Raw genomic sequence first — 22,425 nt, forward strand, 5'->3', positions numbered from 1 at the left:
GGTCAGTCTTCCGGTTTTTTACCCAGCAGGGCTTCGACAGCCTCGGCCAGTTCGGCCTTCCGGACCGGCTTGGACAGGATGCGGGTGACGCCCTCGAAGGGCGTCCCGCGCAGCCGGGGCGTATCGACCGATCCGGACATGAAGAGGATCGGCAGGCCCGGCTTGTCGGCCACCACCTGCTGCGCCAGCGTCAGGCCGTCCATACCGCCCGGCATCTGCATGTCGGTCAGCACCAGATCGATCGGCAGGCCGCGGCGCAGCTCGATCAGGGCCTCATGGCCGCTGGCGGCCGGCAGCACGGAAAAGCCCAGGCTACCAAGCAGGGCGGTGATCGTCGCGCGCACATCCTGGTTGTCGTCGACGCACAGGATCAGCCGGCGGTTCGGCTCGTTCTCGGGCCGGCGCGCTGACAACCGCTCGCCCTCCAGCGCCGGCAGGTAGATACGGAATTCGGTGCCCTTGCCCGGCTGACTGTCGACCTCCAGATAGCCGCCGGACTGGACGACGAAGCCGTAGACCATGCTGAGCCCCAGGCCACTGCCCTTGCCGATATCCTTGGTGGTGAAGAAGGGTTCGAAGACGCGGGCCATCACATCGGGCGGCATGCCCTTGCCGGTATCGCGCAGCGCGATCATCACATAGGTGCCGACCGGCGCCACCTTCGTGGGCATCACCCGGGGTTCGTCCAGGTAGGTGACGGCCGTGCGGATATGCAGGGAGCCGGCACCGCCCATGGCGTCGCGCGCATTCAGCGCCATGTTGAGCAGGGCATTCTCCAGCTGGCCCGGATCGACCTCGACCATATACACATCCAGCGCCAGCGCCGCCTGCACGGCAATACTGTCGCCCAGGGTGCGACGCAGAATCTCCAGCGTGCCGTCAATCAGCTCGTTGACGTCGAGCCGCACCGGTTTGAGCTTCTGCTGGCGGCCGAAGGCCAGCAGGCGCTTGGTCAGTTCGGCGCCGCTGATGGCATTGCGCAGCGCCTGGTCGATCAGGCGCTTGCTCTCGCCGTCGCGCACCCGGTCGCCCAGCAGTTCCAGGTTGCCGACGATCACGGCCAGCAGATTGTTGAAATCATGCGCCACGCCGCCGGTGAGCTGGCCCAGCGCTTCCATCTTCTGGGCCTGGCGCAACTGGTCGCGCAGCTCTTCGGCCTGCCGGCGCTCGCTCATGTCGCGGGTGATGTTGACATAGCCGGTCAGCTTGCCTTTTTCATTGCGGATGGCGCTGACCACCACATGGACCCAGAAGCGGTGCCCGTCCTTGCGCACCCGCCATTCCTCGTTGATATAGCGGCCCTTCTCGCGCGCGACGTGAAGCGCCTCCTCCGGCGCACCGGCGGCCCGTTCGGCCTCGGTGTAGAACATGTCGCGGGTCTGGCCGATCACCTCCTCGGGCGTGTGGCCGGTGAGGTTCTGCGCACCGAGATTCCAGGTCAGGATGCGACCCTCGGGATCCAGCATGAAGATAGCATAGTCGGTGATGGCATCGACCAGCAGACGGAAGCGCGCCTCGCTTTCCCGAATCTTCGCCTGGCTGCGGCGGTAGCGCGAAACATCGTGGATGACGCCGACGAACTGCGGTTCGCCGTCGAAGATGAAGCTGCCGACGGCCAGTTCGAAGGGAAAGACTGTGCCGTCCTTGCGCCGGCCCATGACCTCGCGGCCAATGCCGATGATCCTCTTTTCGCCGGTCTGCAGGTGATGCCGTAGATAGCCGTCATGGGCGGAGTGATCCGGCTCGGGCATCAACATCGATACATTCTGCCCGAGCACCTCATGGGGCTCATACCCGAACAAGCGCTCACAGGCGGGGTTGTACATTTTAACCGCGCCATTTTTGTCGATCATCATCAGCCCGTCGATGGCGGTTTCGACCACCTTCTTGAGGCGCGCCTCACTACGCTTGTATTCACTGATGTCGTGGATCACGCCAACATAGCTGGCCCCGCCATCGCGCTGGTATTCGCCGACCGCCAGTTCGAAGGGGAAGACGCTGCCATCCTTGCGGCGGCCCATCACCTCGCGGCCGATGCCGATGATCCGGCGCTCGCCGGTGGCGTGATAATGCGCGAGATAGCCATCATGCGCCGAGTGGTCCGGCTCGGGCATCAGCATCGAGACGTTGCGGCCCACGACCTCGGCGGCGGCATAGCCGAACAGGCGCTCGCAGGCCGGATTGAACAGACTGACCTGCCCATTCGCCTCGATCACAATCAGGCCATCGATGGCGGTTTCGACAACGGCCTGCAGTAGATCGCCGTTCATGGCTTGTTACCCGCAGTGGCTTTGCTATACTCGAATTTACTATCTTCGATATGTATACGGCAAAACAAATTCGCCGCTGAAATAGTCAATCTATTGCTCTTTGCAATGAGGAATTTCTTACCCCTCAGGCAGGGGGCGCGAGGGAGGGTCATGGCCCGCATTCTCGTTATCGATGACAACCCGGAATTCCGGGACATCCTGCGCACCCATCTGGCGGCGCAAAACCATGAGATCGTACTGGCCGGCGATGGCGATCAGGGCCTGACCCTGCTGGAAGCCGGGAATATCGACATCGTCCTGACCGATATCCTGATGCCCCAGCGCGACGGGGTGGAGGTGCTGCGCACGGTCAAGAAGCGCTGGCCGACACTGCCGGTGATCGCGATTTCAGGCGGCGGCTGGATCGGGGCGACCGAACTGCTGGGCATGGCCGAGCGCCTGGGCGCCGATCAGGTGCTGACCAAGCCGGTGCGGCGCGACGACCTGCTGAAAGCTGTGGATACCGCGCTGGCCGAAATCCTGCGCAAGCGGGGCTGATTACGTATAGCGCTGCAGCACCACCAGCAGCAGCCAGACCGATATCACCAGCATCGGCACGAAGGTGAGGCCGATGCCCAGCGTGCGGCCCGGCGAGCGGCCGGGGCCACCCGACACGCCCCAGGCATGGACGATACGGCCGAGGAAGATGGCGGCGCCAAGCAGATGCAGCGCCCAGACCGGCGCCTGGCGCGACAGTTCGAGCAGGAATAGCAGCAGCAGAAGCAGCGGGACATATTCGATGAAGTTGCCCTGGGCGCGGATGGCACCCTGCAGCTCCGTATGGCCGCCATCGCCGAAACTGACCTTGTATCGTCCGCGCAGCATGATGACGCGCAGCGACAGGGCCAGCAGCAGCAGGCCGCAGAGGGCGGCATAAAGCGGGGTGACGGCAAAAGGCGGCAGCATCGTTAATCTCCGGGATACAACCCGCCTGTGGCGAGGGTCCTGTCCATGACTCGACCCTACATACCGGAATTGTGCTTTCCGGGCCACAAGCCGGGCTTTTCCTGAAAAGCTGTGATCGGAAGCGGCGTCCGGTACGTAGAGTGTCCGATTGATAACTCGCCCGGCTCCGTTTCGTCACCGATAATTCCCCCATGTCCGCTCTCACCCGCTCCCGGCATGGCCGCATGGCCGGCATGTGCATCATCGTCATCGCCCTGCTGCCGCTGCTGGCCCTGCTGCTACCCACCGCGGCGCCGGCCGGCATGTCGCAGCGCCTGATCGTGCTGTTGCCCGGCGATGGCGATCTGGCGCAGGCGGCCCGCTACCTGGATGCCGCCGATGCCCGCGCGCTCGGCCAGGGCAGCTGGTCGGGCCTGTGGCTAGTCTCGACCACCGAAACCGATGCGCCGCAACGCCTCTATGCCGCCGGCGCCCGTCTGGTGCTGAACGGCAGCAGCCTGCTCGCCGGCTGTCTCGGCATCCGTCCCGTCTCCTAGTTTGAAACGAGTTCCACCATGAACGCCTCCCTGCTCCAGCTCTCCTCGCTCGACGACCTGCGCCGCCGTGCCAGCACCGTTTTCGTGATCTGGCTCTGGGTGCATCTGCCGCTGGTCGCCGCCGTCGCCTGGCTCAACAACGGCAAGCATCTGATCACCGGCAGCGTCATCGCCACGGTGATCGCCGGCATCGCCACCTGGTTCTGCCGCGCTGATCCAGCAGGTACGTCTACCCGACAGGTCGTGGCCGCCGCCTTTGTCGGCATGGCCTCGCTGCTGGTATTTGCCGCCGAGGGGCCGTGGCAGATCGACCTGCATATGTATTACTTCGCGATCTTCGCCGTGCTGGCCGCCTATTGCGACTGGCGCGCCATCCTGACGGCGGCGACGCTGACCGCGCTGCATCACCTGACGCTGAATTTCGTGCTGCCGCTCGCCATCTTCCCCAATGGCGGCGATTTCGGCCGCGTCGTGCTGCATGCCATCATCGTGGTGGCGGAATGCGGCGTGCTGATCTGGCTCTGCCTGGTGCTGGAAAACCTGTTCGACCGCTCGGCCGTCAGCCTGAAAGACATGCAGGCCAGCATGGCCGAACGCGAAAAGCTGGAACAGGCCGCAGCGCTTGAGCGCGAACGATTTGCCGCCGAACGCAGCAGTCAGGAAGCGCGCTTCGAACAGGCCATCGGCAGCGTGGTGGCCGCCGCCGCCAACGGCGACCTGGCCCAGCGCGTTGCATTAAGCGGCACCGACGGCGTGATGCTACGGGTCGGCCAGTCGCTCAACACCCTGCTGGCACGCAGCGAGACCGTGTTCACGGCCGTGCAGGGCGTGACGGCGGCGATGGCGACCGGCGATCTGCGCCGCCGCATCACCGACGATTTCCACGGCCGCTTCGGCGACCTGGCCGCCGACATCAATGCCATGGGCGACAAGCTGCGCGGCTTTGCCGGTCGCCTGGCCGAAAGCGCCACCGCCGTGCGCGAAGCCTCGGCCGAGATTTCCGGCGGCAGCCAGGACCTGGCGCAGCGCACGGAATCGCAGGCCGCCAGCATCGAGGAAACGGCCGCGTCGATGCACGAGATCACGACCACCGTGAAGCAGAATGCCGACAATGCCCAGGCGGCCAACCAGCTGGCCGCCAACGCCCGCGACACCGCCGAGCGCGGCGGCACTGTGGTGGCCGATGCGGTGGCCGCGGTCAGCCGCATCGAGGACAGCGCCAAAAAGATCAGCGACATCATTTCGCTGATCGACGAGATCGCCTTCCAGACCAACCTGCTGGCGCTGAATGCGAGTGTGGAAGCCGCCCGCGCCGGCGAGGCCGGCAAGGGCTTCGCCGTGGTGGCACAGGAAGTCCGCGCGCTCGCCCAGCGCTCGGCCAATGCCAGCAAGGACATCAAGGCGCTGATCGCCGAGTCGAACATGCAGGTGAAGACCGGCGCCACGCTGGTGAACCAGACCGGCGCCGCGCTGACCGAGATCGTGGCCGCGATCAAGAAGGCCTCCGATATCGTCGCCGAGATCGCCGCCGCGAGCCGCGAGCAGGCCACCGGTCTGGATCAGGTCAACACCGCGGTCGGCGCCATGGACGAACTCACCCAGCGCAACGGCGCGCTGGTGGAGGAGACCAACGCCGCCGCCCAGACGCTGGAAGGCCAGGCGCGGCAGCTGGCCGAACTGGTCGGCTTCTTCAGGACCGCCTAGAGGTCGTAGCGCCCGGTGCGCTCGGGCTGGTAGGCCACACGATGCAGCGTGATGCGGCGCACCGCGCCTGAGGCCATGGTCCAGGCGATGCTCTGGCCTTCAGCCAGGCCGATCAGCGCCGCGCCAACCGGCGTCGCCACCGACACCCGCGCCCTATCGAGATCGGCTTCCGCCGGGTAGACAAGCGTGAGCCAGTGGCTGCGCGCGCTGTGCTCGTAACCGAAGATCACATGACTACGCATGGTCACCGTATCGCCCGGCATATCGGCCGGATCGACGACACGGGCGCGCGCCATTTCACTGTCGAGCATATCGGCAACCGCCGGCTGGCGCGGACGCTGCTGTTCGGCGATGGCGAGCAGGCGGTCGCAATCGGACGCGGTGAGGGTGATCGCGGGACGCGGATCGAGGAAAGACATGGCAGGACTCCGGGCCGCGGCCGGAGTTTCCGGCGCGGGTATTTCAGGGATAAGGATTTTTCTGAACGAAAGCCCCGGCGGGCGAGGCGCAAAAGCGCGCGCGGCCGGGGCCTAGCGGCCTGCGTGGAGGCGGCTGGCGCGGCAGAACAGATCGAGGGTGCGGGCGCGCAAGGTCATGATGCAGCCAATATGGGCCGCATCATGCACGATATCAACTACTCAGCCGCACTTCCTCGCGCGTAAACGCGCTGCGGCGCCGCTTCCAAGAACACGGCCAAGGGCATGCAGATCGGTTCGGCGGCCTGCCGTGTCAGCACGCCATATTCGATGCCGAGCTCATCGCCTTGCAGCAACAGCTCCCAACTTCCGCCGGCAACATTCATTGCGACAGCACGGACAAAAAATGTCTTCAATCCCCCCTGCAGAGGAATTGTGACGCCACTGACCCTTAACTCATCGGCCGAGGGTTCATAATAAAATGCATTTTCCAGCCTGGTCAGAGCTGCTGATCGCGTTGCGCCGGTCAAAACCTGATAGCGGTCCTGAGAGAGAGCTGTGGCTTTGGAAAACAAGCCAGGCGGCGGATTTCTAATCCAGCCGCGCGCATTACATTCACTTTGCGCAGCGGCAACCCCGCCATAAAGGAGCCAACCAGCAAACACAACAGTTGTTGCAATGCCTGTCAGTGTCATGTCGATGACTCGCCACGCTCTATTCAGCAGCCTTGGCATGCTGCTGGCGGATCAACTTGACGATCTCGGCCGCCGCCTTGGGGATATTGGTGCCGGGTCCGTAGATGCCCGCCACGCCGGCCTGGCGCAGGAAGTCGTAATCCTGCGGCGGGATCACGCCGCCGGTGATGACCAGGATGTCGCCGGCGCCTTGCTTCCGCAAGGCATCAATCAACTGAGGAACAAGAGTCTTGTGGCCGGCGGCCTGCGAGGAAATGCCAACCACATGCACGTCGTTGTCGATGGCGTCTTTCGCGGCTTCCTCGGGCGTCTGGAACAGCGGGCCGACATCGACGTCGAAGCCGAGATCGGCGAAAGCGGTGGCAATCACCTTGGCGCCGCGGTCATGGCCGTCCTGGCCGAGCTTGACCACCAGCATGCGCGGGCGGCGACCTTCCTCGGCGGCGAAGGCCTCGATCTCTTTCTGGATCATGCGGAAGCCCTCGTCATTGGCATAGGCCGCGCCATAGACGCCCGAGATCGAGCGCACGGTGGCCTTGTGGCGGGTGAAGACGCGCTCCATCGCATCGGACATCTCGCCGACGGTGACCCGCGCCCGCGCAGCATTCACGCAGAGTTCGAGCAGGTTGGCGGTGCCGGCAGCGCCGTCTTCAAGCGCCTTGATCGCCGCTTCCGCCTTGGCCTTGTCGCGGGTGTTGCGGATGGTCTTCAGCCGCGCCACCTGGCTGTCGCGCACCTTGGTGTTGTCGACTTCCAGCGTCTCGGGCTTGTCGTCCTGGCCGGGGCGATACTTGTTGACGCCGACGATCACGTCTTCGGCGCGATCGACGCGGGCCTGGCGGCGGGCCGCGGCCTCCTCGATCTTCAGCTTGGGCATGCCGGATTCCACCGCCTTGGTCATACCGCCCAGGCTTTCCACTTCCTGGATCAGGGCCCAGGCATGGGTGACCAGCGCATGGGTCAGCGCCTCGACGTAATACGAGCCCGCCAGCGGATCGACCACCTTGGTGACGTAGCTTTCCTCGGCGATGATGAGCTGGGTGTTGCGGGCGATGCGGGCGGAGAATTCGGTCGGCAGCGCGATGGCCTCGTCCAGGGCGTTGGTGTGCAGCGACTGGGTGCCGCCGAGCACGGCGGCCATGGCCTCGATCGCCGTGCGCACCACGTTGTTATAGGGGTCCTGTTCCGTGAGCGAGACCCCAGACGTTTGACAATGCGTGCGCAGCATCAGCGACCCGGTCTTCTTCGGATTGAACTCCTTCATGATGCGCGTCCACAGGAAGCGCGCGGCGCGCAGCTTGGCGATCTCCATGAAGAAATTCATGCCGATGGCGAAGAAGAACGACAGCCGCCCGGCGAAGGCATCGACATCGAGGCCGCTGGCAATCGCGGTGCGCACATATTCCTTGCCGTCGGCCAGCGTGAAGGCCAGCTCCTGCACGGCGGTCGCGCCGGCCTCCTGCATATGGTAGCCGGAGATCGAGATCGAATTGAACTTCGGCATCTTCTGCGCCGTGAAGCCGATGATATCGGCGATGATCCGCATGCTGGGCGCGGGCGGATAGATATAGGTGTTGCGCACCATGAACTCTTTCAGAATGTCATTCTGAATGGTGCCCGAGAGCTGCCCGGGCTTCACGCCCTGTTCCTCGCCGGCGACGATGTAGCAGGCGAGCACCGGCAGCACCGCGCCGTTCATGGTCATCGACACGCTCATCTTGTCGAGCGGGATACCATCGAACAGGATCTTCATATCCTCGACGGAGTCGATGGCGACGCCGGCCTTGCCGACATCGCCGACCACGCGCGGATGATCGCTGTCATAGCCGCGATGGGTGGCGAGATCGAAGGCGACGGAAACGCCCTGCTGGCCAGCGGCGAGATTCTTGCGATAGAAGGCGTTGGATTCTTCTGCTGTCGAGAAGCCGGCATATTGCCGGATGGTCCAGGGCCGGTTGGTATACATCGTGCCGCGCACGCCGCGGGTGAAGGGCTCGAAACCGGGCTGGCTGTCGAGCGTCTCCAGGCCTTCGAGATCGGCGGCGGTGTAGAGCGGCTTGACCGCGATGCCCTCGGGCGACTGCCAGACCAGATCGGCGAGCGGCTTGTCGCCCAGCTCCTTCTGCGCCAGCTTCGCCCAGGCTTCGGGGAAAGACATCTCGCTCTTGTCGCTGCTCATCGTCTCTTACATCCCACCCACATGCCTTGATGCCGCAAACTGATGCTGCGGTGCAGCAGTAGTATGTGGCCGGGCCCGCCGGGCTGTCAAAGTGCCGTAACAGCCAGTCTAACACGGGGACCCGGAGACGGGGCGCCGGCTGCAACGGCCGGAGCGGGGCCGATCCCTTCCCGATGCTTCCAAACGCTCCCCGATGGTTCCGGATGCTTCCGGCGGAGAGCCTCTTAACCTATTGATATTGTGATGAAACTAAAAGGAAAGCCAGCACCGTTCAGGCGATTACGCCCCTAAACAGCAAGACTTATAATAAATTAAGAACATTATAGAAACATTTTGCGAGTGACCCAAGCCTTATCTTTCGCTGCATGCGCCTCAACCGACAGCAGCTTCCATTGGCGGTACGAAATCCGTGCCCGCCGTCACAGGGTGGTTTTGTGCCGTTGACAATACATAGGAGTCCTATAAATATCTTGGTCATGAACAAGCCCCTCCTCAACCCACCCTTGGCGGACCGCATCACCGACGGCCTGGCACGCGTCGCCACGGTCATGCGCGCCGACGAATGGAGCCTAGCGCAGGCCATCGGGCTGACCGCCACCCAGCTGCATATTCTGTTCTACCTCGCCCGCCGGCCGGCCGGCACGCGGGTGACCGAGATCGCAGCGCATCTGGGCGTCAGCCAGCCTACGACGTCGGACTCCGTCGCCGCCTTACAGCGCAAGGGCTATGCCGCCCGGGTCACCGCCAGCAGCGACCGGCGCTCTGCCGCGGTGAAGATCACGGCCGATGGCCGCGCCGCGCTGAAGCAGGCTGGCAAGGCGCCCAACGCCACGACAGCCGCGCTGGCCGCGCTGCCGGGCGCAGATCAGGAAGACCTGCTGCTGTCGCTGGTAAAGGTGATCGGCCGCCTGCAGGAGGCGGGCGCCATCCCGGTGCAGCGCATGTGCGCCAGCTGCAAGTATTTCCAGCCCAACCGCCATGCGGATGCGGCTGCCCCGCATCACTGCGGCTATCTGGATACGCCACTGCGACGCCAGGACTTGCGCGTCGATTGCGGCGAACACGAAACCGCCGATCCCGACACCCGCACGGCCGCCTGGGCCGCGCTGAGTGCATGAGTGTTGAGTAAGTCCGTGCGTTTGAGTCGCGTTGCGTAAGCGTCCGCGTAAAGGTGCCGGTCTGTCGACGGACATCGACAGACCGGCGGTTTCTCCCCCCTCCAAGCCCTGAAGAAGGAAGAAGACAATGTCATACGTTAATCTGGTCAATCCCGGTACCGCAACCGGCTCGGTCGGCGAACAGCTGGCGCAGATCAAGGGCGCCTTCAGCATGGTGCCGAACATGTTCAAGGCGGTCGCCAATTCCCCGGCCGCACTGGCCAGCATGTGGGGCTCGTTCGGCGCCCTGTCGCAGGGGCGCCTGGGCGCGAAGCTGGGCGAGCAGATCGCCGTGGCCGTGGCCGACCGCAACAGCTGTAACTACTGCCTTGCCGCCCATACCATGCTGGGCAAGAAGGCCGGCGCCACCACGGCGGAGATGACGGCGGCCCAGCATGGCCAGTCGGCCGATCCGAAGACGGCGGCGATCCTCGCCTTCGTGCAGACGGTGGTGGAGAACCGCGCCGGCATCACGGCCGCGGACGTGCAGGCCCTGCGCGATGCCGGCCTGGATGACCAGGATATCGTCGAGGTGATGGCGCATGTCGCGCTCAACCTGTTCACCAACTACATCAACGTCGGCTTCGACGTGCCGGTCGATTTCCCGGGCGTCAAGCTGTCGCGCGCCGCCTAACGCGTCGGGGCGGGTTGCCATCCGGCAACCTGCCCCGCCGAAGACCGGACCGCGCAAAGGAGTGCCATCATGTTCAAGCGGATTGCCCCCGAACTGGCGGTCAGCCAGTGGTTCAATACCCAGACACCGCTCAGCCTCGCCGATCTGCGGGGCCGCGTGGTTTTTCTGCATAGTTTCCAGATGCTGTGTCCCGGCTGCGTCTCGCTGGCCATCCCGCAGGCGCAGAAGATCGAGCAGGTGTTCCGCAATTCGGATCTGCAGGTGATCGGGCTGCATACGGTGTTCGAGCATCACGTGGCGATGACGCCGGTGGCGCTGCAGGCCTTCCTGCATGAATACCGCATCACCCATCCGGTCGGCGTCGACCAGCCCGGCAAGACCGGCGTGCTGCCCGTAACGATGGAACGCTATCAGTTCCAGGGCACGCCCAGCGCCGTCATCATCGGGCGCGATGGCACCATCCTGTATCAGGGCTTCGGCGCCGAGGATGACATGATGATAGGCGCGCGCATCGCCAGCGCGCTCAGCATGCCGGTGCCCGTAGCACAGTCAGTGGTACAGCCGGAAAAGGCCGAACCTGCGACCGGCTGTACGGACGGGGCCTGCGCGGTACCGGCGTAAACCGCACAGGTATCAAATTAGCCCAGCAGCAGCTCCATCCCCGGATCGCCATTCTGCATCGCCCGTTGATACGCTGGGCGCGCGCCCACGCGCTGCAGCCAGGCGAGGATCGCCGGATAAGGCGCGAGATCGACCGGCTGGTAATGCCGCATGGTGGTGAGCGAGAAGACCGGCATGATATCGGCGGCCGTAAAGTCTGCGCCGGCCAGCCAGGCATGGTCTTTCAGCCGCGCATCCATCATGGCGAGCATCATGCCGAGCCGCGTGACGCCGGTCTTGGCCGCCGGGTGATCCGCCGGCGCGCCCAGCCGGCCGCTGACCAGCACGCGCATCATCGCGGGCTGCAGGCTGCCATTGGCGAAATGGAACCAGTAGAGATAATCGGCAAAGGCGGCGTCATTGGCGCCGGGTCGCAGCCTGCCCATGCCGTATCGGCCGAGGATGTAATCGACCACCGCGCCGGATTCGGCCAGCACCAGGTCGCCGCCCGTGCTGCTCTTGTCTGAAATCACCGGCGCCAGCCCCATCGGATGCAGGGCGCGATACTCGGCCGGCGCCTGGAAATTCGGCTGGCGCGCATAGAGCTTCAGCTCGTAAGCGAGGCCCAGCTCCTCGCAGAGCCAGACGATGCGTTCGGACTGCGACTTGCCAAGATGATGGACGGTGAGCATGCGGACTCCCAGATGTTGAGCGGTGTGCGATATCCGGACAGACGATCACGGATATTCTATGGCAGGACCGGCCTTTTAGTCACAGGCATCGGGCGGTGTTTCTGGCACACTGCCATCAATAAAAAGCCATGCGTAAAAAACCGTCCATGGGAGGACATCATGACACGTCGTGCGCTCTTCGCTGTCGCCGTCACGGCCGCTGCCGGCTTTTTCGCCGCCGCCCCGGTCCCTGTCTCTGCCGCCGATTATCCCGCGGCGAAGGACGGCCTGTTCGTGGCCAGGGATTTCAAATTCCATACCGGGCAGGTGCTGCCGGAGGTGAAACTCGCCTACAAGACCATCGGCGAACCGACCGGCCAGCCGGTGCTGATCCTGCATGGCACGGCGGGATCGGCGCAGAGCATGCTGACGCCGGGCTTTGCCGGCGAACTGTTCGGCGCCGGCCAGCCGCTGGATGCGACGAAATACTACATCATCATCCCCGATGCGCTGGGCGCGGGCCGCTCGTCGAAACCGTCCGACGGCATGAAGGCCGCGTTTCCGCAATATAACTACGACGACATGGTGGATGCGCAGCATCGCCTGGTGACCGAGGGCCTGAATGTGAAGCGCCTGCGGGTGGTGCTGGGCAATTCGATGGGCGGCATGCATAGCTGGATCTGGGGCAGCCGTTACCCCGAGATGATGGATGCGCTGGTGCCGATGGCGGCGCAGCCGACCGAGATGGCCAGCCGCAACTGGATGATGCGGCGGCTGCTGATCGAGAGCATCAAGACCGATCCGGATTACAACGCCGGCAACTATACGGTTCAGCCCAAGAGCATGAAGCTGGCAAATACCTTTTTCGCCATCGGCACCAGCGGCGGCAATCTGGCCTATCAGACGCTGGCGCCGACGCGGGCGGCGGCCGACAAATTCGTCGACGAGCGCCTGGCGGCGGCTTTCACGGCGGACGCCAACGACTTCATCTGGCAATGGGCCTCGTCGGGCGACTATAACGCCGCGCCGGGTCTGGCGAAGATCAAGGCGCCGCTGCTGGCGATCAATGCCGCCGATGACGAGCGCAATCCGCCCGAGACCGGCCTGATGGAAGCGGCGATGAAGGAGGTGAAGGGCGGCAAGCTGTATGTGATCCCGGCCAGCGCCGATACGCGCGGCCATGGCACGACGGGGAATGCGAAATTCTGGAGCGCACAGCTCAAGACATTCCTCGACGGCCTGCCGCCGAAAAGCTGATCGGCAGCGCAGAGACGCAAAAGGCGGGCGACCTGCGCCGCCCGCCTTTCCCTGACCCTGCCAACATACTTACTGCGACATCGCGGTCGGCGCGCCGCCGCTCAGGCCGGCATTGGCCGCCACGGCGGAGGCATTCTCCACAGCGACAGCCTGGTTGGTGGCGCTGACGCCGGTGCCGCTGTTGACACCCGCGCCGGCGGCCGCCGCGCCATGGTTGCCGGTGGCCGCGAGGCCTGCCGAACCCGCGGTGCCGCTGGTGACGCCCAGGCCGCCACGGCCCGCGCTGGCACCGGTGGCATTACCGGCACTCGCACCGATGGCGGCGCCACGACCGCTGCCATTGCCGGCCGCGGCATTGCCCGCACCGCTCACGCCGATGCCGGCCGTGGTGTTGCCACCGGTATTAGCCGCCGCCGCACTGACACCGGTATTGGTGCCCGCACCGACGCTGCCGCCATTCGGACCGGTGACGCCCGCATTGCCGGTCACGCCGCCATTGACGCCGACACCCGAGGGACCGGCCGCGACACCGGCGCTCACACCGGTCGTCCCGGTACCGCTGGTGCCGTTGCTGGCATTGGCGGCACCGTTGGCACCGACCGCTGCATTGGCCCCGACACCGGACGGCCCGACACCAACGCCGGTGCTGCCACCGACGCCGACACCGCCACTGCCCGATCCGCTGCCCGCAGACCCGCCACCGCTGGCGCTGGCGCCGCCACTGGCACCACCGCTCGCACCACCGCCGCCAGCGGCACCGGCGGCACCGGCCGCGGCACCGGCTGCGGCACCCGCCGCACCGGCCGCATCACCGGCTGCACTGGCCGCTGCACCCGCAGCCGCACCGGCAGCACCCGCGGCACCGCCGCCGGCTGCCAGCGCCATCGACGACACCGAGAGCATCAGCGCACCCGCCATCACGGCATATGAAATCTGTCTCATCTGTTTTCTCCTGTCTGAGGGATAGACATATCGACACGAGACGCCGCCGTTGCGGCGACGCCTGCCGAGTCAGATGAGAAGACCGATGTGGGATTGCCGTGACATTGATCAAATTGCGGGCGTTTGACACCGGCGGGTCACAGCCGGCGGCGCGCGGGCGCAGTGCAGCATCGGCCAGGCTTCGTTATCGGCCGCGTTATGCGTCCGGCGGCGTCCCTGCGCCGTCTCCCAGGCTGCGCTGCATCAGCACGGTGTCGCGCCAGCCGCCATGCTTGTAGCCGACATTCTCGAACGTGCCGACCAGGCGGAAACCGCAAGCGCTGTGCAGGCCGATGGAGCCGGCATTGGCGCTGTTGCCGATGATAGCGATCATCTGGCGGAAGCCGGCGGCTTCGCAGCGCGCGATCACGGCGCCGAGCAGGCGTTTGCCGATGCCGCGGCCTGCAGCGTCCTCCGCCATGTAGACCGAGTCTTCCACCGTGAAGCGATAGGCGCGGCGCGGGCGATAGAGTGTGGCATAGGCATAGCCGAGCACGCGGCCGTCAGCGCTGTCGATGGCGGCGATATACGGCAGACCATGGCCCAGCACGTTGTCGCGGCGGTTCAACATCTCGTTCAGAGCGGGCGGCTCTTCCTCGAAGCTCGCCAAGCCGTGCAGCACATGATGGGCATAGATGCGCTGGATCGGCGTCATGTCCTCGGGTGTGGCATCGCGCAACAGGACGGTATCGGCAGGCGTGAAGGCGTTCATGGGATCCAGGGCGTGGTGTTGTAACCCGGGCCGGCATGCGGCCGGGTGAGGTCGAGGTCGCGCAGCTGCCAGTCCTCCAGATCGGCGGGCAGGTCGCTGCCATGCCCGGCCAGCGCCCGCAGCAGCGCCGGCCAGTCGAAAAGCCGGGCGTCGAGACGGCGGGCGGGCAGGGGCTGGAACAGGGTGAGCAGTGCCATGACCGCAGCATGGCGCAAACCGTCTCATAAATTAAATTTTGCCTTCTTATGCAATTCATGAGAAATACTATGGCCATGCGCGGCTTCAATCTCGACCACCTGCAGACCTTTGCCGATGTTGTCCGGCTCGGCAGCTTTTCGGCCGCCGCCGCACGGCTGAACCTGACGCAGCCGGCGATCAGCCTGCAGGTGCGGCAGCTCGAACAGAAGCTGGGCGTGCGGCTGATCGAGCGGGTGGGGCGCAAGGCCACGGCAACGGCGGCCGGCCGCGAATTGCTCGGCCATGCCGGCCATATCGATGCCGCCGTGAATGCCGCGCTGGAAGACCTGACCCAGCATGCGAAGACTGTGGCCGGCCGCGTGCGCATCGGCATCGGCGCCACCGCCTGTATCCACTTTCTGCCGCCGGTGCTGGGCGAGCTGCGCCGGCGCTTCCCCGCGCTCGAACTGGTGGTGAATACCGGCAATGCGCCCGATGTGCTGCGCGCCATCGAGGACAACACCATAGATCTGGGCCTGATCACCCTGCCGCCAGCGCAGGCCGGTGGCCGCGTGCGCAACCTCGGCCGCAGCCTGGAGATCACCACGCTTTTACAGGATGACTTCGTCGCCATCTTCCAGAAGGACAGGACGCAGAAGGGCACGGCGCTGCCGGCCATGGTGAGCCCGGCGAGTCTCGCCGCGCTGCCGCTGGTGATCCCCGAGCCCGGCGGCCATACGCGCAGCCTGATCGAGGACTGGCTTGGCCAGGCCGGGCTGGTCTGGAAGCCGGTGATGGAACTCGACAGCGTGGAGGCGATCAAGCAGCTGGTCGCTGCTGGCCTGGGCTGCTCGGTGCTGCCCGGCATGGCGCTCTCCACGCCCGATGCCCGCCGCGGATTGATCGTGCGGCCGCTGAAGCCGAAACTGACGCGGGTGCTGGCGCTGGCGCTGCGCCGCGACAAGCCCTTGAGCCGGGGCCTGCGCGAAACCGTGGCGGCGCTGCAGCGGGCCGGAAAGGCGCATAAGACATGACGAAAGCCAAAGCCGTTGCCGCCACCCGGCTGAGAATCGTGCTGGCGCCCGGCGTGTTCCTCGGGCCGGGCAAGGCCGACCTGCTGGAAAACATCGCCGCGACCGGCTCGATCTCGGCCGCCGGCCGCCGCATGGGCATGAGCTACAAGCGCGCCTGGCAACTGGTGGAAACGCTCAACGGCTATTTCAAGACGCCGCTGGTGACGGCGGCCACCGGCGGCAAGGCCGGCGGCGGCGCCAGCCTGACCAGGCGCGGCGCCGATGTGCTGGCGCGCTATCGCGCCATGGAAGCCGCCACCGCCAAAGCCTGCGCGGCGGATATCCGGGCGCTGCAGAAACAACGCGGCTGACGGCCGCTGCTTCGCTATTGCCGCAGGGCTATAACGGTCGCTATAGTCTTCTGGACATAACGGAGACCGCCATGCGCATCCTGCCGCTGGTCCTTGCTGCCGCCCTCGTCACCGCGCCGCTTGCGGCCAAGGCCCAGGAGCTGCTGGTCTTCGCTGCGGCAAGCCTGAAAACGGCGCTGGACGAGATCAACACCGGCCGGCCGATCAAGGTCTCCTATGCCGCGTCTTCCGCGCTGGCGAAGCAGATCGAGGCCGGCGCCCCGGCCGATGTGTTTCTCTCCGCCGATCTCGACTGGATGGATTACCTGGAGCAGAAAAAGCTGCTGAAGGCCGACACGCGCAGCAGCCTGCTCGGCAACCGCATCGTGCTGGTGGCGCCGGCCGATTCCAAGACAAGCGTGACGATCGCGCCGGGCTTCGATCTCGCGGCGCTGCTCGGCCGGGACGGCAAGCTGGTGATGGCCGATGTCAATGCCGTGCCGGCCGGCAAATACGGCAAGGCGGCACTCGAGACGCTGAATGTCTGGCCCTCCGTCCAGGGCCGCGTGGCCCAGGCCGAGAATGTGCGCGCGGCGCTGGCGCTGGTGGCGCGCGGTGAAGCGCCGGCCGGCATTGTCTATGCCACCGATGCGGCGGCCGAAAAAGGCGTGAGGGTGCTGGATGCTTTCCCGGCCAACAGCCATCCGCCGATCGTCTATCCGGCCGCCGTGCTGGCGGATTCGAAGCATGCGCAGGCCGCCGCCTATCTGGCCGCTCTGCGCAGCGCCGCAGCAAAGGCCGTGTTCGAGAAGAACGGCTTCACCCTGCTGGCGCCGGATGCGAAAACCAATTGAAGACGAGGCCCATAAGAATATTGTCATGCCCGGCCTTGTGCCGGGCATGACAATAATAAGGGACAGATGACTCTCACCCATGAAGAACTCACCGCCATTGCGCTCAGCCTGAAGGTGGCTCTGGTGGCCACCGCCGGCAGTTTGCCGTTCGGTGTGCTGATTGCATGGCTGTTGGCGCGCAAGAGCTTTCCCGGCAAGGCGCTGCTGGATGCCGCCGTGCATCTGCCCCTGATCCTGCCGCCGGTGGTGACCGGCTATCTGCTGCTGCTGGTCTTCGGCCGGCGCGGCCTGCTGGGCGGATTCCTGGCCGAGCATCTGGGCATCGTGCTGGCGTTTCGCTGGACCGGCGCGGCGCTGGCCTGCGCGGTGATGGGCTTTCCGCTGCTGGTGCGCGCCATCCGGCTGTCGATGGAAGCCATCGATCCCCGGCTTGAGCAGGCGGCGAAAACGCTGGGGGCCCATCCGGCACTGGTTTTCCTCACCGTCACCCTGCCGCTCAGCCTGCCCGGGATTCTGGCCGGCATCGTGTTGAGCTTTGCCCGCGCGTTCGGCGAATTCGGCGCCACCATTACGTTTGTTTCCAATATCCCCGGCGAGACGCAGACGCTGCCCACCGCCATCTATGTCTTCACCCAGGTGCCGGGCGGCGATGCCCAGGCGCTGCGGCTGACCGTGATCGCGATTGCCATTGCCGCCGTGGCGCTGATCGCCTCCGAGCTGCTGGCGCGCCGCATGGCGAAGCGAGTCCTGCAATGAGCCTGCAGGTCGATATCACCCATGCCCAGGGTGATTTCACGCTCACCGCGCAGTTCGCCTGCGACCACGGCCTGACCGCTTTGTTCGGCCGCTCGGGCGCCGGCAAGACCACCTTGGTCAATCTGATTGCCGGGCTGCTGCAGCCCCGGCACGGCCGCATCAGCATCAACGGCCGCGTCCTGGTCGATACCGCGGCCGGCATTTTCGTGCCGCCACACCGCCGTCGCATCGGCTATGTGTTTCAGGAAGGCCGGCTGTTTCCGCATCTGACCGTGCGGCAGAACCTGCTCTATGGCCGCTGGTTCAACGGTCGCAGCGACGCCATCACGCTGGAGCAGATCGTCGATCTGCTGGGCATAACAGCCCTGCTGCAGCGCCGCCCGGGCACGCTGTCGGGCGGCGAGAAACAGCGCATCGCCATCGGCCGCGCACTGCTCAGCCGCCCCGAACTGCTGCTGATGGACGAGCCGCTGGCAGCCCTGGATGCCGCGCGCAAGGACGAAATCCTGCCCTATCTGGAACGCCTGCGCGACGAACTGAATCTGCCCATCGTCTATGTCAGCCATGCGATCCCGGAAGTGACGCGGCTGGCCGATACCGTGGTGCTGCTGTCAGACGGCCGCGTGCAGGCGGTGGGCACGATGGCGGATTTAAGCAGCCGGCTCGATCTCTTCCCGCTGACCGGCCGCTACGAGGCCGGCGCGGTGCTGACCGCCACGGTTGCGGGCCATGACGAGACCTATGGCCTGACAGAACTGCACAGCAGCGCCGGCCGTCTCTATATCGCGCGCAGCGACCGTGGCATCGGCGAGACCGTGCGTTTGCGCATCCGCGCCCGCGATGTGACGCTGGCGCTAAGCCCGCCGTCCGACACCAGCGCGCTCAACATCCTGCCTGGCATCGTCACCGAGCTGAAACACGATGGCGGGCCGCAGGTGGAAGTGCAGATCGACTGCAACGGCGCGCTGCTGCTGGCGCGGGTGACGCGGCTCTCGGCCGAACGTCTCGGCCTGGCCCCCGGTGTTGCGGTGCACGCGATGATCAAGACGGTGGCCCTGGACGGCGGACGGCGGCGCTAGCGGGTCTCACGGCGGCCGGGCGGCGTTGCACCCCTGCGCAGGCCGACAGTATACTGACGGCCACAACCGGAGCCTCCGTCCATGTTCGCCCGCCCCGGGCCCGTTTTCGACCCTAGCCTTGCCGGCTGGGTCAGGCCCTTTGCCGAAAACCTGATCGGCCAGACCGCCTTCCACCGCTGGGCCGGACTGGACCTGCTGAGCCTTGCGCCCGGGCGGACCGAAGTGGGCTTCACTGCCCAGGGCGATATGCTGGTTTTCGGCAAATATGTGCATGGCGGCGTGCTGAACGGCCTGCTGGAACCGCCGGCGCTGCTCGCCATGCTGGGTCATATGCGCGAAGATGAAACCGCGATGACCGTGGATATTCATGTGCAGCATATCCGTTCCGTACAGGCCGGCGAGCGCGTGATCATGACCGGCACCATGCTCAAACGCGGTCGCAGCGTGGCCTTCTGCGAGGTCGCGGCAACCGTGGACGAGCAGCTGTGCACGACAGCCCGCATCACCAAAACCATTCAGAATAAGGCGAGTTGAAGCCGTGACCGATCTCAAGACCGCCGAAAAGGGCCGCATCCTCTGCGTGCTGGGGCCGACCAATACCGGCAAGACGCATCTGGCCGTGGAGCGGCTGCTCAGCCATCGCAGCGGCATCATCGGTTTGCCGCTGCGGCTGCTGGCGCGAGAGATTTATGACCGGGCCGTCAAGATCAAGGGCGACCGTCATGTGGCGCTGGTCACCGGCGAGGAGAAGATCATCCCGCGCGGCGCCACCTGGTTCGTCTGCACCGTGGAAGCCATGCCGCTGGACCGGACATACGACTTCCTGGCCGTCGACGAAGTGCAGCTGGCGCAGGATGCCGAGCGCGGCCATGTCTTCACCGACCGCCTGCTGCATGCACGCGGCACCGAAGAGACGATGTTCTTAGGCTCCGATACCATGCGGGGTCTGATCCGCCGCCTGGTGCCGAAGGCCGAATTCGTGGCGCGGCCGCGGCTTTCCCAATTGACCTACGCTGGTGCCAAGAAGCTGTCGCGACTCCCCAAGCGCTCCGCCATCGTCGCTTTCTCGGCCGCCGACGTCTATGCCATCGCCGAACAGGTGAAGCGCCAGCGCGGCGGTGCCGCCGTCGTTCTCGGCGCGCTGTCGCCCCGCGCCCGCAACGCCCAGGTCGAGCTGTTCCAGAACCGCGATGTCGATGTGATGGTGGCCACCGATGCCATCGGCATGGGCCTCAATCTCGATATCGAACATATGGCCTTCGCTGAGTTGACGAAATTCGATGGCATAGGGATGCGCCCGCTGACGCCGGCCGAGATCGGCCAGATCGCCGGCCGCGCCGGTCGTCATCTGCGCAACGGCACGTTTGGCACCACGGCCAACTGCGCCCCGCTGGAACCCGACCTGATCGAGCGGATCGAGAATCACCGTTTCGAGCCGGTGGTGGCGGCGCGCTGGCGCAACAGCGATCTGGATTTCCGGTCTGTTGACAGCCTGATCAGAACATTGGATCTGCCGCCGCCGCGCGAGGGCCTGACGCGCGGCCGCGATGCCGACGACCTGCTGAGCCTGCAGGCCCTGAAGGCGGACGCCGCGATCATTGAGCGTGCGACCTCGAAGGAGCGCGTGGAACTGCTGTGGCAGGTCTGCGCCATTCCCGATTTCACCAAGGACCTGTCGGACAGCCATGCCCGCCTGCTGAGCCAGCTCTATGTGCATCTGGTGGACAACCACGGCAAGCTGCCAAGCGACTGGGTGGCCGGTCAGCTGCGCAACATCGACCGCACCGACGGCGATATCGACACACTGTCGCAGCGGCTGGCGCATATCCGCACCTGGACGACCGTGACCCACAGAGGAGGTCATTCGGGCGGCGGCTGGATGGAAGATGCGCAGAGCTGGCAGGCGAAGACGCGCGCCATCGAGGACAACCTGTCTGATGCGCTGCACGAGCGGCTGACCGAACGCTTCGTCGACCGTCGCACCAGCGTGCTGACGCGCGGTCTGGCCGAAGATATCTCTCTCCTGGACGTCAAGCTGGGCGAAGACGACGCGCTGACCGTGGATGGCGAGATCATCGGCCATCTGCGCGGTCTGCGCTTCCGCCCGGTGGGCCATGACAGCGTGGAACAGCGGCGCATCCTGCGTTCAGCGGCGCTGCGGGTGCTGGGTCCGGCGCTGAACGAGCGCGCCCAGGCCATGCTGGCGCTGGAAGATAGCAGCTTCGCGCTGTCGCCCGAAGGCGGCATCATGCTGACCACGCCGGAGAAGGGGAGCGTGACGCTCGCCATCCTGGCCAAGGGCGCCGAGATGCTGGAGCCCAAGCTGACCCTGCTGGCCGACGAGCAGCTGCCGGCGGACACCCGCAAGGCGGTGGACGAGAAATTGCAGAGCTGGCTGAAGCGGCATCTGCACCAGCATCTGGGCGATCTCTATCGCCTGCGCGACGCCGAGCTGAAGGGTACGGCGCGCGGCGTCGCCTTCCAGCTGGCGATGGATCTGGGCACCGTGAAACGCGACGATGTGGCCGACCTGGTGCGCCATATGGGCCAGGCCGAACGGCATCCGCTGCGCAAGATGGGGGTGAGCTTCGGCGAGACCCATATCCTGGTGCCCAAGCTGCTCAAGCCCAAGCCGACCCAGCTGAAGACGCTGCTCTGGGCCGTCTATAATGGCAAGGAGCCGGAAGCGCCGCCGACGCCGGGCCTGACCTCGCTCCCCGTTCTGGAATGGCGCGACGACCGCTGGTGGCTCGCCGCCGGTTTCCTGCGCGCCGGCCGCCAGGCCTTCCGCCTGGATGTCGTGCAGCGCATCGGCGAAGGCGCACGCCAGGCCGAACATGCGGCCCGCCAGGCGCTGAAGCAGGACAAGGCGGCAAAACGCGAGACGCCGAAGCCGGATGCCGCGCCCGCGGCGGCAGCAGAGACAGAGGCTGCGGAAAACGAATTGGCGGCAACGGAACTGGCCGCCGTGGAAGCGGCGCTGGCGGAAGCCGTGGCTGATGACGCGATCGAGGTCGCCGCCGGCCCGGAACCGATCGGCGAGCGGATCGGGCAGCCGATGGAAGCCATGGCCGAAGCCCCGGCGCCGGTGCTGCATGCGGATGCCGCGCCCAAGGATGTACCGAGAGATGCGCCGAAGCGGAAAAAACCGCTGGGTCCGCCGGGCAGCTTCCAGGTCGATACCGCCTGGATGAACCTGGCCGGCTGTGGCCCCGAGGAGCTGGACCGCCTGCTGTTCGCGCTGGGCTACAAGACCATCAGGGTGCGCGATTCGGAAACCAAAACCGATGTGACGCTGTATCTGCGCTCGCACAAGGCCATCGTGGAAAAGCGCAAGCGCGAGGACGAGAAGCGCCGCGAGGACGAGGCCAAGATGGCGGATTCACCCTTTGCCGCTCTACTCAAGCTGAAGCAGCAGCAGGACCGGCGCTGACGATTT

Annotated in this window: 23 protein-coding genes; 14 read left to right on the forward strand and 9 right to left on the reverse strand. The window is 65.7% G+C overall.

Features of this window, described 5'->3' with window-relative positions:
- Positions 1–2: 2 nt before the first annotated feature.
- Positions 3–2,270 (reverse strand): PAS domain S-box protein, encoded by a 2,268-nt coding sequence (locus tag AC1ROT_RS09930; protein ID WP_492998736.1) that lies wholly within the window; start codon positions 2,268–2,270, stop codon positions 3–5.
- A 150-nt stretch (positions 2,271–2,420) separates the two neighbouring features.
- Between AC1ROT_RS09930 and AC1ROT_RS09935 the strand changes: the two genes are divergently transcribed.
- Entirely contained in the window at positions 2,421–2,807 is a 387-nt protein-coding gene (locus tag AC1ROT_RS09935) for a response regulator (RefSeq protein WP_492998738.1), read from the forward strand.
- Here the strand turns inward: AC1ROT_RS09935 and AC1ROT_RS09940 are convergent, their stop codons facing one another.
- On the reverse strand, positions 2,808–3,215 hold the full coding sequence (locus AC1ROT_RS09940; RefSeq protein ID WP_492972372.1) for an MAPEG family protein: 408 nt from the start codon (positions 3,213–3,215) through the stop codon (positions 2,808–2,810).
- A gap of 191 nt (positions 3,216–3,406) precedes the next feature.
- Between AC1ROT_RS09940 and AC1ROT_RS09945 the strand changes: the two genes are divergently transcribed.
- Together AC1ROT_RS09945 and AC1ROT_RS09950 are read left to right on the forward strand one after the other, a co-directional pair.
- Positions 3,407–3,751, forward strand: a complete 345-nt coding sequence (locus AC1ROT_RS09945; RefSeq protein ID WP_492998740.1) for a hypothetical protein — start codon at positions 3,407–3,409, stop codon at positions 3,749–3,751.
- An 18-nt stretch (positions 3,752–3,769) separates the two neighbouring features.
- Positions 3,770–5,455 carry a methyl-accepting chemotaxis protein gene (locus AC1ROT_RS09950; RefSeq protein ID WP_492998742.1) on the forward strand — a complete coding sequence of 562 codons (1,686 nt, stop codon included), beginning with the start codon at positions 3,770–3,772 and terminating at the stop codon, positions 5,453–5,455.
- On the opposite strand, the gene rnk is transcribed toward AC1ROT_RS09950, so the two are convergent.
- From rnk to scpA, 3 genes are all read right to left on the reverse strand, one after another.
- The gene (gene rnk / locus AC1ROT_RS09955) at positions 5,452–5,874 is read right to left on the reverse strand and encodes a nucleoside diphosphate kinase regulator (RefSeq protein WP_492998743.1); all 423 of its coding nucleotides are present in this window, start codon (positions 5,872–5,874) and stop codon (positions 5,452–5,454) included. The two genes, AC1ROT_RS09950 and rnk, sit on opposite strands and share 4 nt — an antisense overlap.
- 215 nt (positions 5,875–6,089) lie before the next feature.
- The gene (locus tag AC1ROT_RS09960; RefSeq protein ID WP_492998745.1) at positions 6,090–6,566 is read right to left on the reverse strand and encodes a ParB N-terminal domain-containing protein; all 477 of its coding nucleotides are present in this window, start codon (positions 6,564–6,566) and stop codon (positions 6,090–6,092) included.
- Between the two features lie 19 nt (positions 6,567–6,585).
- Positions 6,586–8,745 carry a methylmalonyl-CoA mutase gene (gene scpA, locus AC1ROT_RS09965; protein WP_492998747.1) on the reverse strand — a complete coding sequence of 720 codons (2,160 nt, stop codon included), beginning with the start codon at positions 8,743–8,745 and terminating at the stop codon, positions 6,586–6,588.
- Positions 8,746–9,221: 476 nt separating this feature from the next.
- Here scpA and AC1ROT_RS09970 point away from each other — a divergent pair, with 476 nt between their 5' ends.
- The 3 genes from AC1ROT_RS09970 to AC1ROT_RS09980 all read left to right on the forward strand — a co-directional run bounded on the left by AC1ROT_RS09970 (position 9,222) and on the right by AC1ROT_RS09980 (position 11,157).
- Complete coding sequence (locus AC1ROT_RS09970; protein WP_492998748.1) at positions 9,222–9,863, forward strand: MarR family winged helix-turn-helix transcriptional regulator; 642 nt, start codon at positions 9,222–9,224, stop codon at positions 9,861–9,863.
- 127 nt (positions 9,864–9,990) lie between these two features.
- Positions 9,991–10,536: a carboxymuconolactone decarboxylase family protein gene (locus AC1ROT_RS09975; protein ID WP_492998750.1), complete on the forward strand. Its 546-nt coding sequence runs from the start codon at positions 9,991–9,993 to the stop codon at positions 10,534–10,536.
- 69 nt (positions 10,537–10,605) lie between these two features.
- The gene (locus tag AC1ROT_RS09980) at positions 10,606–11,157 is read left to right on the forward strand and encodes a redoxin family protein (RefSeq protein WP_492998752.1); all 552 of its coding nucleotides are present in this window, start codon (positions 10,606–10,608) and stop codon (positions 11,155–11,157) included.
- A gap of 17 nt (positions 11,158–11,174) precedes the next feature.
- Here the strand turns inward: AC1ROT_RS09980 and AC1ROT_RS09985 are convergent, their stop codons facing one another.
- On the reverse strand, positions 11,175–11,828 hold the full coding sequence (locus tag AC1ROT_RS09985; protein ID WP_492998754.1) for a glutathione S-transferase family protein: 654 nt from the start codon (positions 11,826–11,828) through the stop codon (positions 11,175–11,177).
- A gap of 159 nt (positions 11,829–11,987) precedes the next feature.
- Between AC1ROT_RS09985 and AC1ROT_RS09990 the strand changes: the two genes are divergently transcribed.
- Positions 11,988–13,064, forward strand: coding sequence for an alpha/beta fold hydrolase (locus AC1ROT_RS09990; RefSeq protein WP_492998756.1), 1,077 nt, complete (start codon positions 11,988–11,990; stop codon positions 13,062–13,064).
- A 69-nt stretch (positions 13,065–13,133) separates the two neighbouring features.
- Here the strand turns inward: AC1ROT_RS09990 and AC1ROT_RS09995 are convergent, their stop codons facing one another.
- The 3 genes from AC1ROT_RS09995 to AC1ROT_RS10005 all read right to left on the reverse strand — a co-directional run bounded on the left by AC1ROT_RS09995 (position 13,134) and on the right by AC1ROT_RS10005 (position 14,954).
- Positions 13,134–14,006, reverse strand: coding sequence for a hypothetical protein (locus AC1ROT_RS09995; protein ID WP_492998758.1), 873 nt, complete (start codon positions 14,004–14,006; stop codon positions 13,134–13,136).
- 196 nt (positions 14,007–14,202) lie between these two features.
- Positions 14,203–14,757, reverse strand: coding sequence for a GNAT family N-acetyltransferase (locus AC1ROT_RS10000; RefSeq protein WP_492998760.1), 555 nt, complete (start codon positions 14,755–14,757; stop codon positions 14,203–14,205).
- Positions 14,754–14,954: a hypothetical protein gene (locus tag AC1ROT_RS10005; RefSeq protein ID WP_492998762.1), complete on the reverse strand. Its 201-nt coding sequence runs from the start codon at positions 14,952–14,954 to the stop codon at positions 14,754–14,756. Before AC1ROT_RS10005 ends, AC1ROT_RS10000 begins: the two co-directional genes overlap by 4 nt.
- A gap of 69 nt (positions 14,955–15,023) precedes the next feature.
- On the opposite strand from AC1ROT_RS10005, the gene AC1ROT_RS10010 reads away from it, so the two are divergent.
- From AC1ROT_RS10010 to AC1ROT_RS10040, 7 genes are all read left to right on the forward strand, one after another.
- The gene (locus AC1ROT_RS10010) at positions 15,024–15,968 is read left to right on the forward strand and encodes a LysR family transcriptional regulator (RefSeq protein ID WP_492998764.1); all 945 of its coding nucleotides are present in this window, start codon (positions 15,024–15,026) and stop codon (positions 15,966–15,968) included.
- On the forward strand, positions 15,965–16,318 hold the full coding sequence (locus tag AC1ROT_RS10015) for a winged helix-turn-helix domain-containing protein (protein WP_492998766.1): 354 nt from the start codon (positions 15,965–15,967) through the stop codon (positions 16,316–16,318). The genes AC1ROT_RS10010 and AC1ROT_RS10015 overlap by 4 nt, the downstream gene beginning before the upstream one ends.
- A 71-nt stretch (positions 16,319–16,389) precedes the next feature.
- The gene (gene modA, locus AC1ROT_RS10020; RefSeq protein ID WP_492998768.1) at positions 16,390–17,151 is read left to right on the forward strand and encodes a molybdate ABC transporter substrate-binding protein; all 762 of its coding nucleotides are present in this window, start codon (positions 16,390–16,392) and stop codon (positions 17,149–17,151) included.
- A gap of 66 nt (positions 17,152–17,217) precedes the next feature.
- A complete protein-coding gene (modB, locus tag AC1ROT_RS10025) occupies positions 17,218–17,907 on the forward strand; it encodes a molybdate ABC transporter permease subunit (RefSeq protein ID WP_492998770.1) in 690 nt (229 codons plus the stop codon).
- Positions 17,904–18,986, forward strand: a complete 1,083-nt coding sequence (modC, locus tag AC1ROT_RS10030; protein WP_492998772.1) for a molybdenum ABC transporter ATP-binding protein — start codon at positions 17,904–17,906, stop codon at positions 18,984–18,986. Before modB ends, modC begins: the two co-directional genes overlap by 4 nt.
- An 81-nt stretch (positions 18,987–19,067) precedes the next feature.
- Positions 19,068–19,520 (forward strand): PaaI family thioesterase, encoded by a 453-nt coding sequence (locus tag AC1ROT_RS10035; protein ID WP_492972356.1) that lies wholly within the window; start codon positions 19,068–19,070, stop codon positions 19,518–19,520.
- A 4-nt stretch (positions 19,521–19,524) separates the two neighbouring features.
- The gene (locus AC1ROT_RS10040; RefSeq protein ID WP_492998774.1) at positions 19,525–22,419 is read left to right on the forward strand and encodes a helicase-related protein; all 2,895 of its coding nucleotides are present in this window, start codon (positions 19,525–19,527) and stop codon (positions 22,417–22,419) included.
- Positions 22,420–22,425 lie beyond the last annotated feature (6 nt).

This window comes from Ferrovibrio sp. GW821-FHT12E11 (assembly GCF_058806975.1).

Bases quoted from the DNA above. Each gene is read 5' to 3' on its own strand.
- AC1ROT_RS10005 (WP_492998762.1), bottom strand. From the start codon at position 14,954: ATGGCACTGCTCACCCTGTTCCAGCCCCTGCCCGCCCGCCGTCTCGAC.
- AC1ROT_RS10015 (WP_492998766.1), top strand. From the start codon at position 15,965: ATGACGAAAGCCAAAGCCGTTGCCGCCACCCGGCTGAGAATCGTGCTG.
- AC1ROT_RS09960 (WP_492998745.1), bottom strand. From the start codon at position 6,566: ATGACACTGACAGGCATTGCAACAACTGTTGTGTTTGCTGGTTGGCTC.
- AC1ROT_RS10035 (WP_492972356.1), top strand. From the start codon at position 19,068: ATGTTCGCCCGCCCCGGGCCCGTTTTCGACCCTAGCCTTGCCGGCTGG.
- AC1ROT_RS09940 (WP_492972372.1), bottom strand. From the start codon at position 3,215: ATGCTGCCGCCTTTTGCCGTCACCCCGCTTTATGCCGCCCTCTGCGGC.
- rnk (WP_492998743.1), bottom strand. From the start codon at position 5,874: ATGTCTTTCCTCGATCCGCGTCCCGCGATCACCCTCACCGCGTCCGAT.
- scpA (WP_492998747.1), bottom strand. From the start codon at position 8,745: ATGAGCAGCGACAAGAGCGAGATGTCTTTCCCCGAAGCCTGGGCGAAG.
- AC1ROT_RS09945 (WP_492998740.1), top strand. From the start codon at position 3,407: ATGTCCGCTCTCACCCGCTCCCGGCATGGCCGCATGGCCGGCATGTGC.
- modC (WP_492998772.1), top strand. From the start codon at position 17,904: ATGAGCCTGCAGGTCGATATCACCCATGCCCAGGGTGATTTCACGCTC.
- AC1ROT_RS09980 (WP_492998752.1), top strand. From the start codon at position 10,606: ATGTTCAAGCGGATTGCCCCCGAACTGGCGGTCAGCCAGTGGTTCAAT.
- AC1ROT_RS10010 (WP_492998764.1), top strand. From the start codon at position 15,024: ATGGCCATGCGCGGCTTCAATCTCGACCACCTGCAGACCTTTGCCGAT.
- AC1ROT_RS09995 (WP_492998758.1), bottom strand. From the start codon at position 14,006: ATGAGACAGATTTCATATGCCGTGATGGCGGGTGCGCTGATGCTCTCG.
- AC1ROT_RS09930 (WP_492998736.1), bottom strand. From the start codon at position 2,270: ATGAACGGCGATCTACTGCAGGCCGTTGTCGAAACCGCCATCGATGGC.
- modA (WP_492998768.1), top strand. From the start codon at position 16,390: ATGCGCATCCTGCCGCTGGTCCTTGCTGCCGCCCTCGTCACCGCGCCG.
- AC1ROT_RS09935 (WP_492998738.1), top strand. From the start codon at position 2,421: ATGGCCCGCATTCTCGTTATCGATGACAACCCGGAATTCCGGGACATC.
- AC1ROT_RS09950 (WP_492998742.1), top strand. From the start codon at position 3,770: ATGAACGCCTCCCTGCTCCAGCTCTCCTCGCTCGACGACCTGCGCCGC.
- AC1ROT_RS10000 (WP_492998760.1), bottom strand. From the start codon at position 14,757: ATGAACGCCTTCACGCCTGCCGATACCGTCCTGTTGCGCGATGCCACA.
- AC1ROT_RS09975 (WP_492998750.1), top strand. From the start codon at position 9,991: ATGTCATACGTTAATCTGGTCAATCCCGGTACCGCAACCGGCTCGGTC.
- AC1ROT_RS09970 (WP_492998748.1), top strand. From the start codon at position 9,222: ATGAACAAGCCCCTCCTCAACCCACCCTTGGCGGACCGCATCACCGAC.
- AC1ROT_RS09990 (WP_492998756.1), top strand. From the start codon at position 11,988: ATGACACGTCGTGCGCTCTTCGCTGTCGCCGTCACGGCCGCTGCCGGC.
- AC1ROT_RS09985 (WP_492998754.1), bottom strand. From the start codon at position 11,828: ATGCTCACCGTCCATCATCTTGGCAAGTCGCAGTCCGAACGCATCGTC.
- modB (WP_492998770.1), top strand. From the start codon at position 17,218: ATGACTCTCACCCATGAAGAACTCACCGCCATTGCGCTCAGCCTGAAG.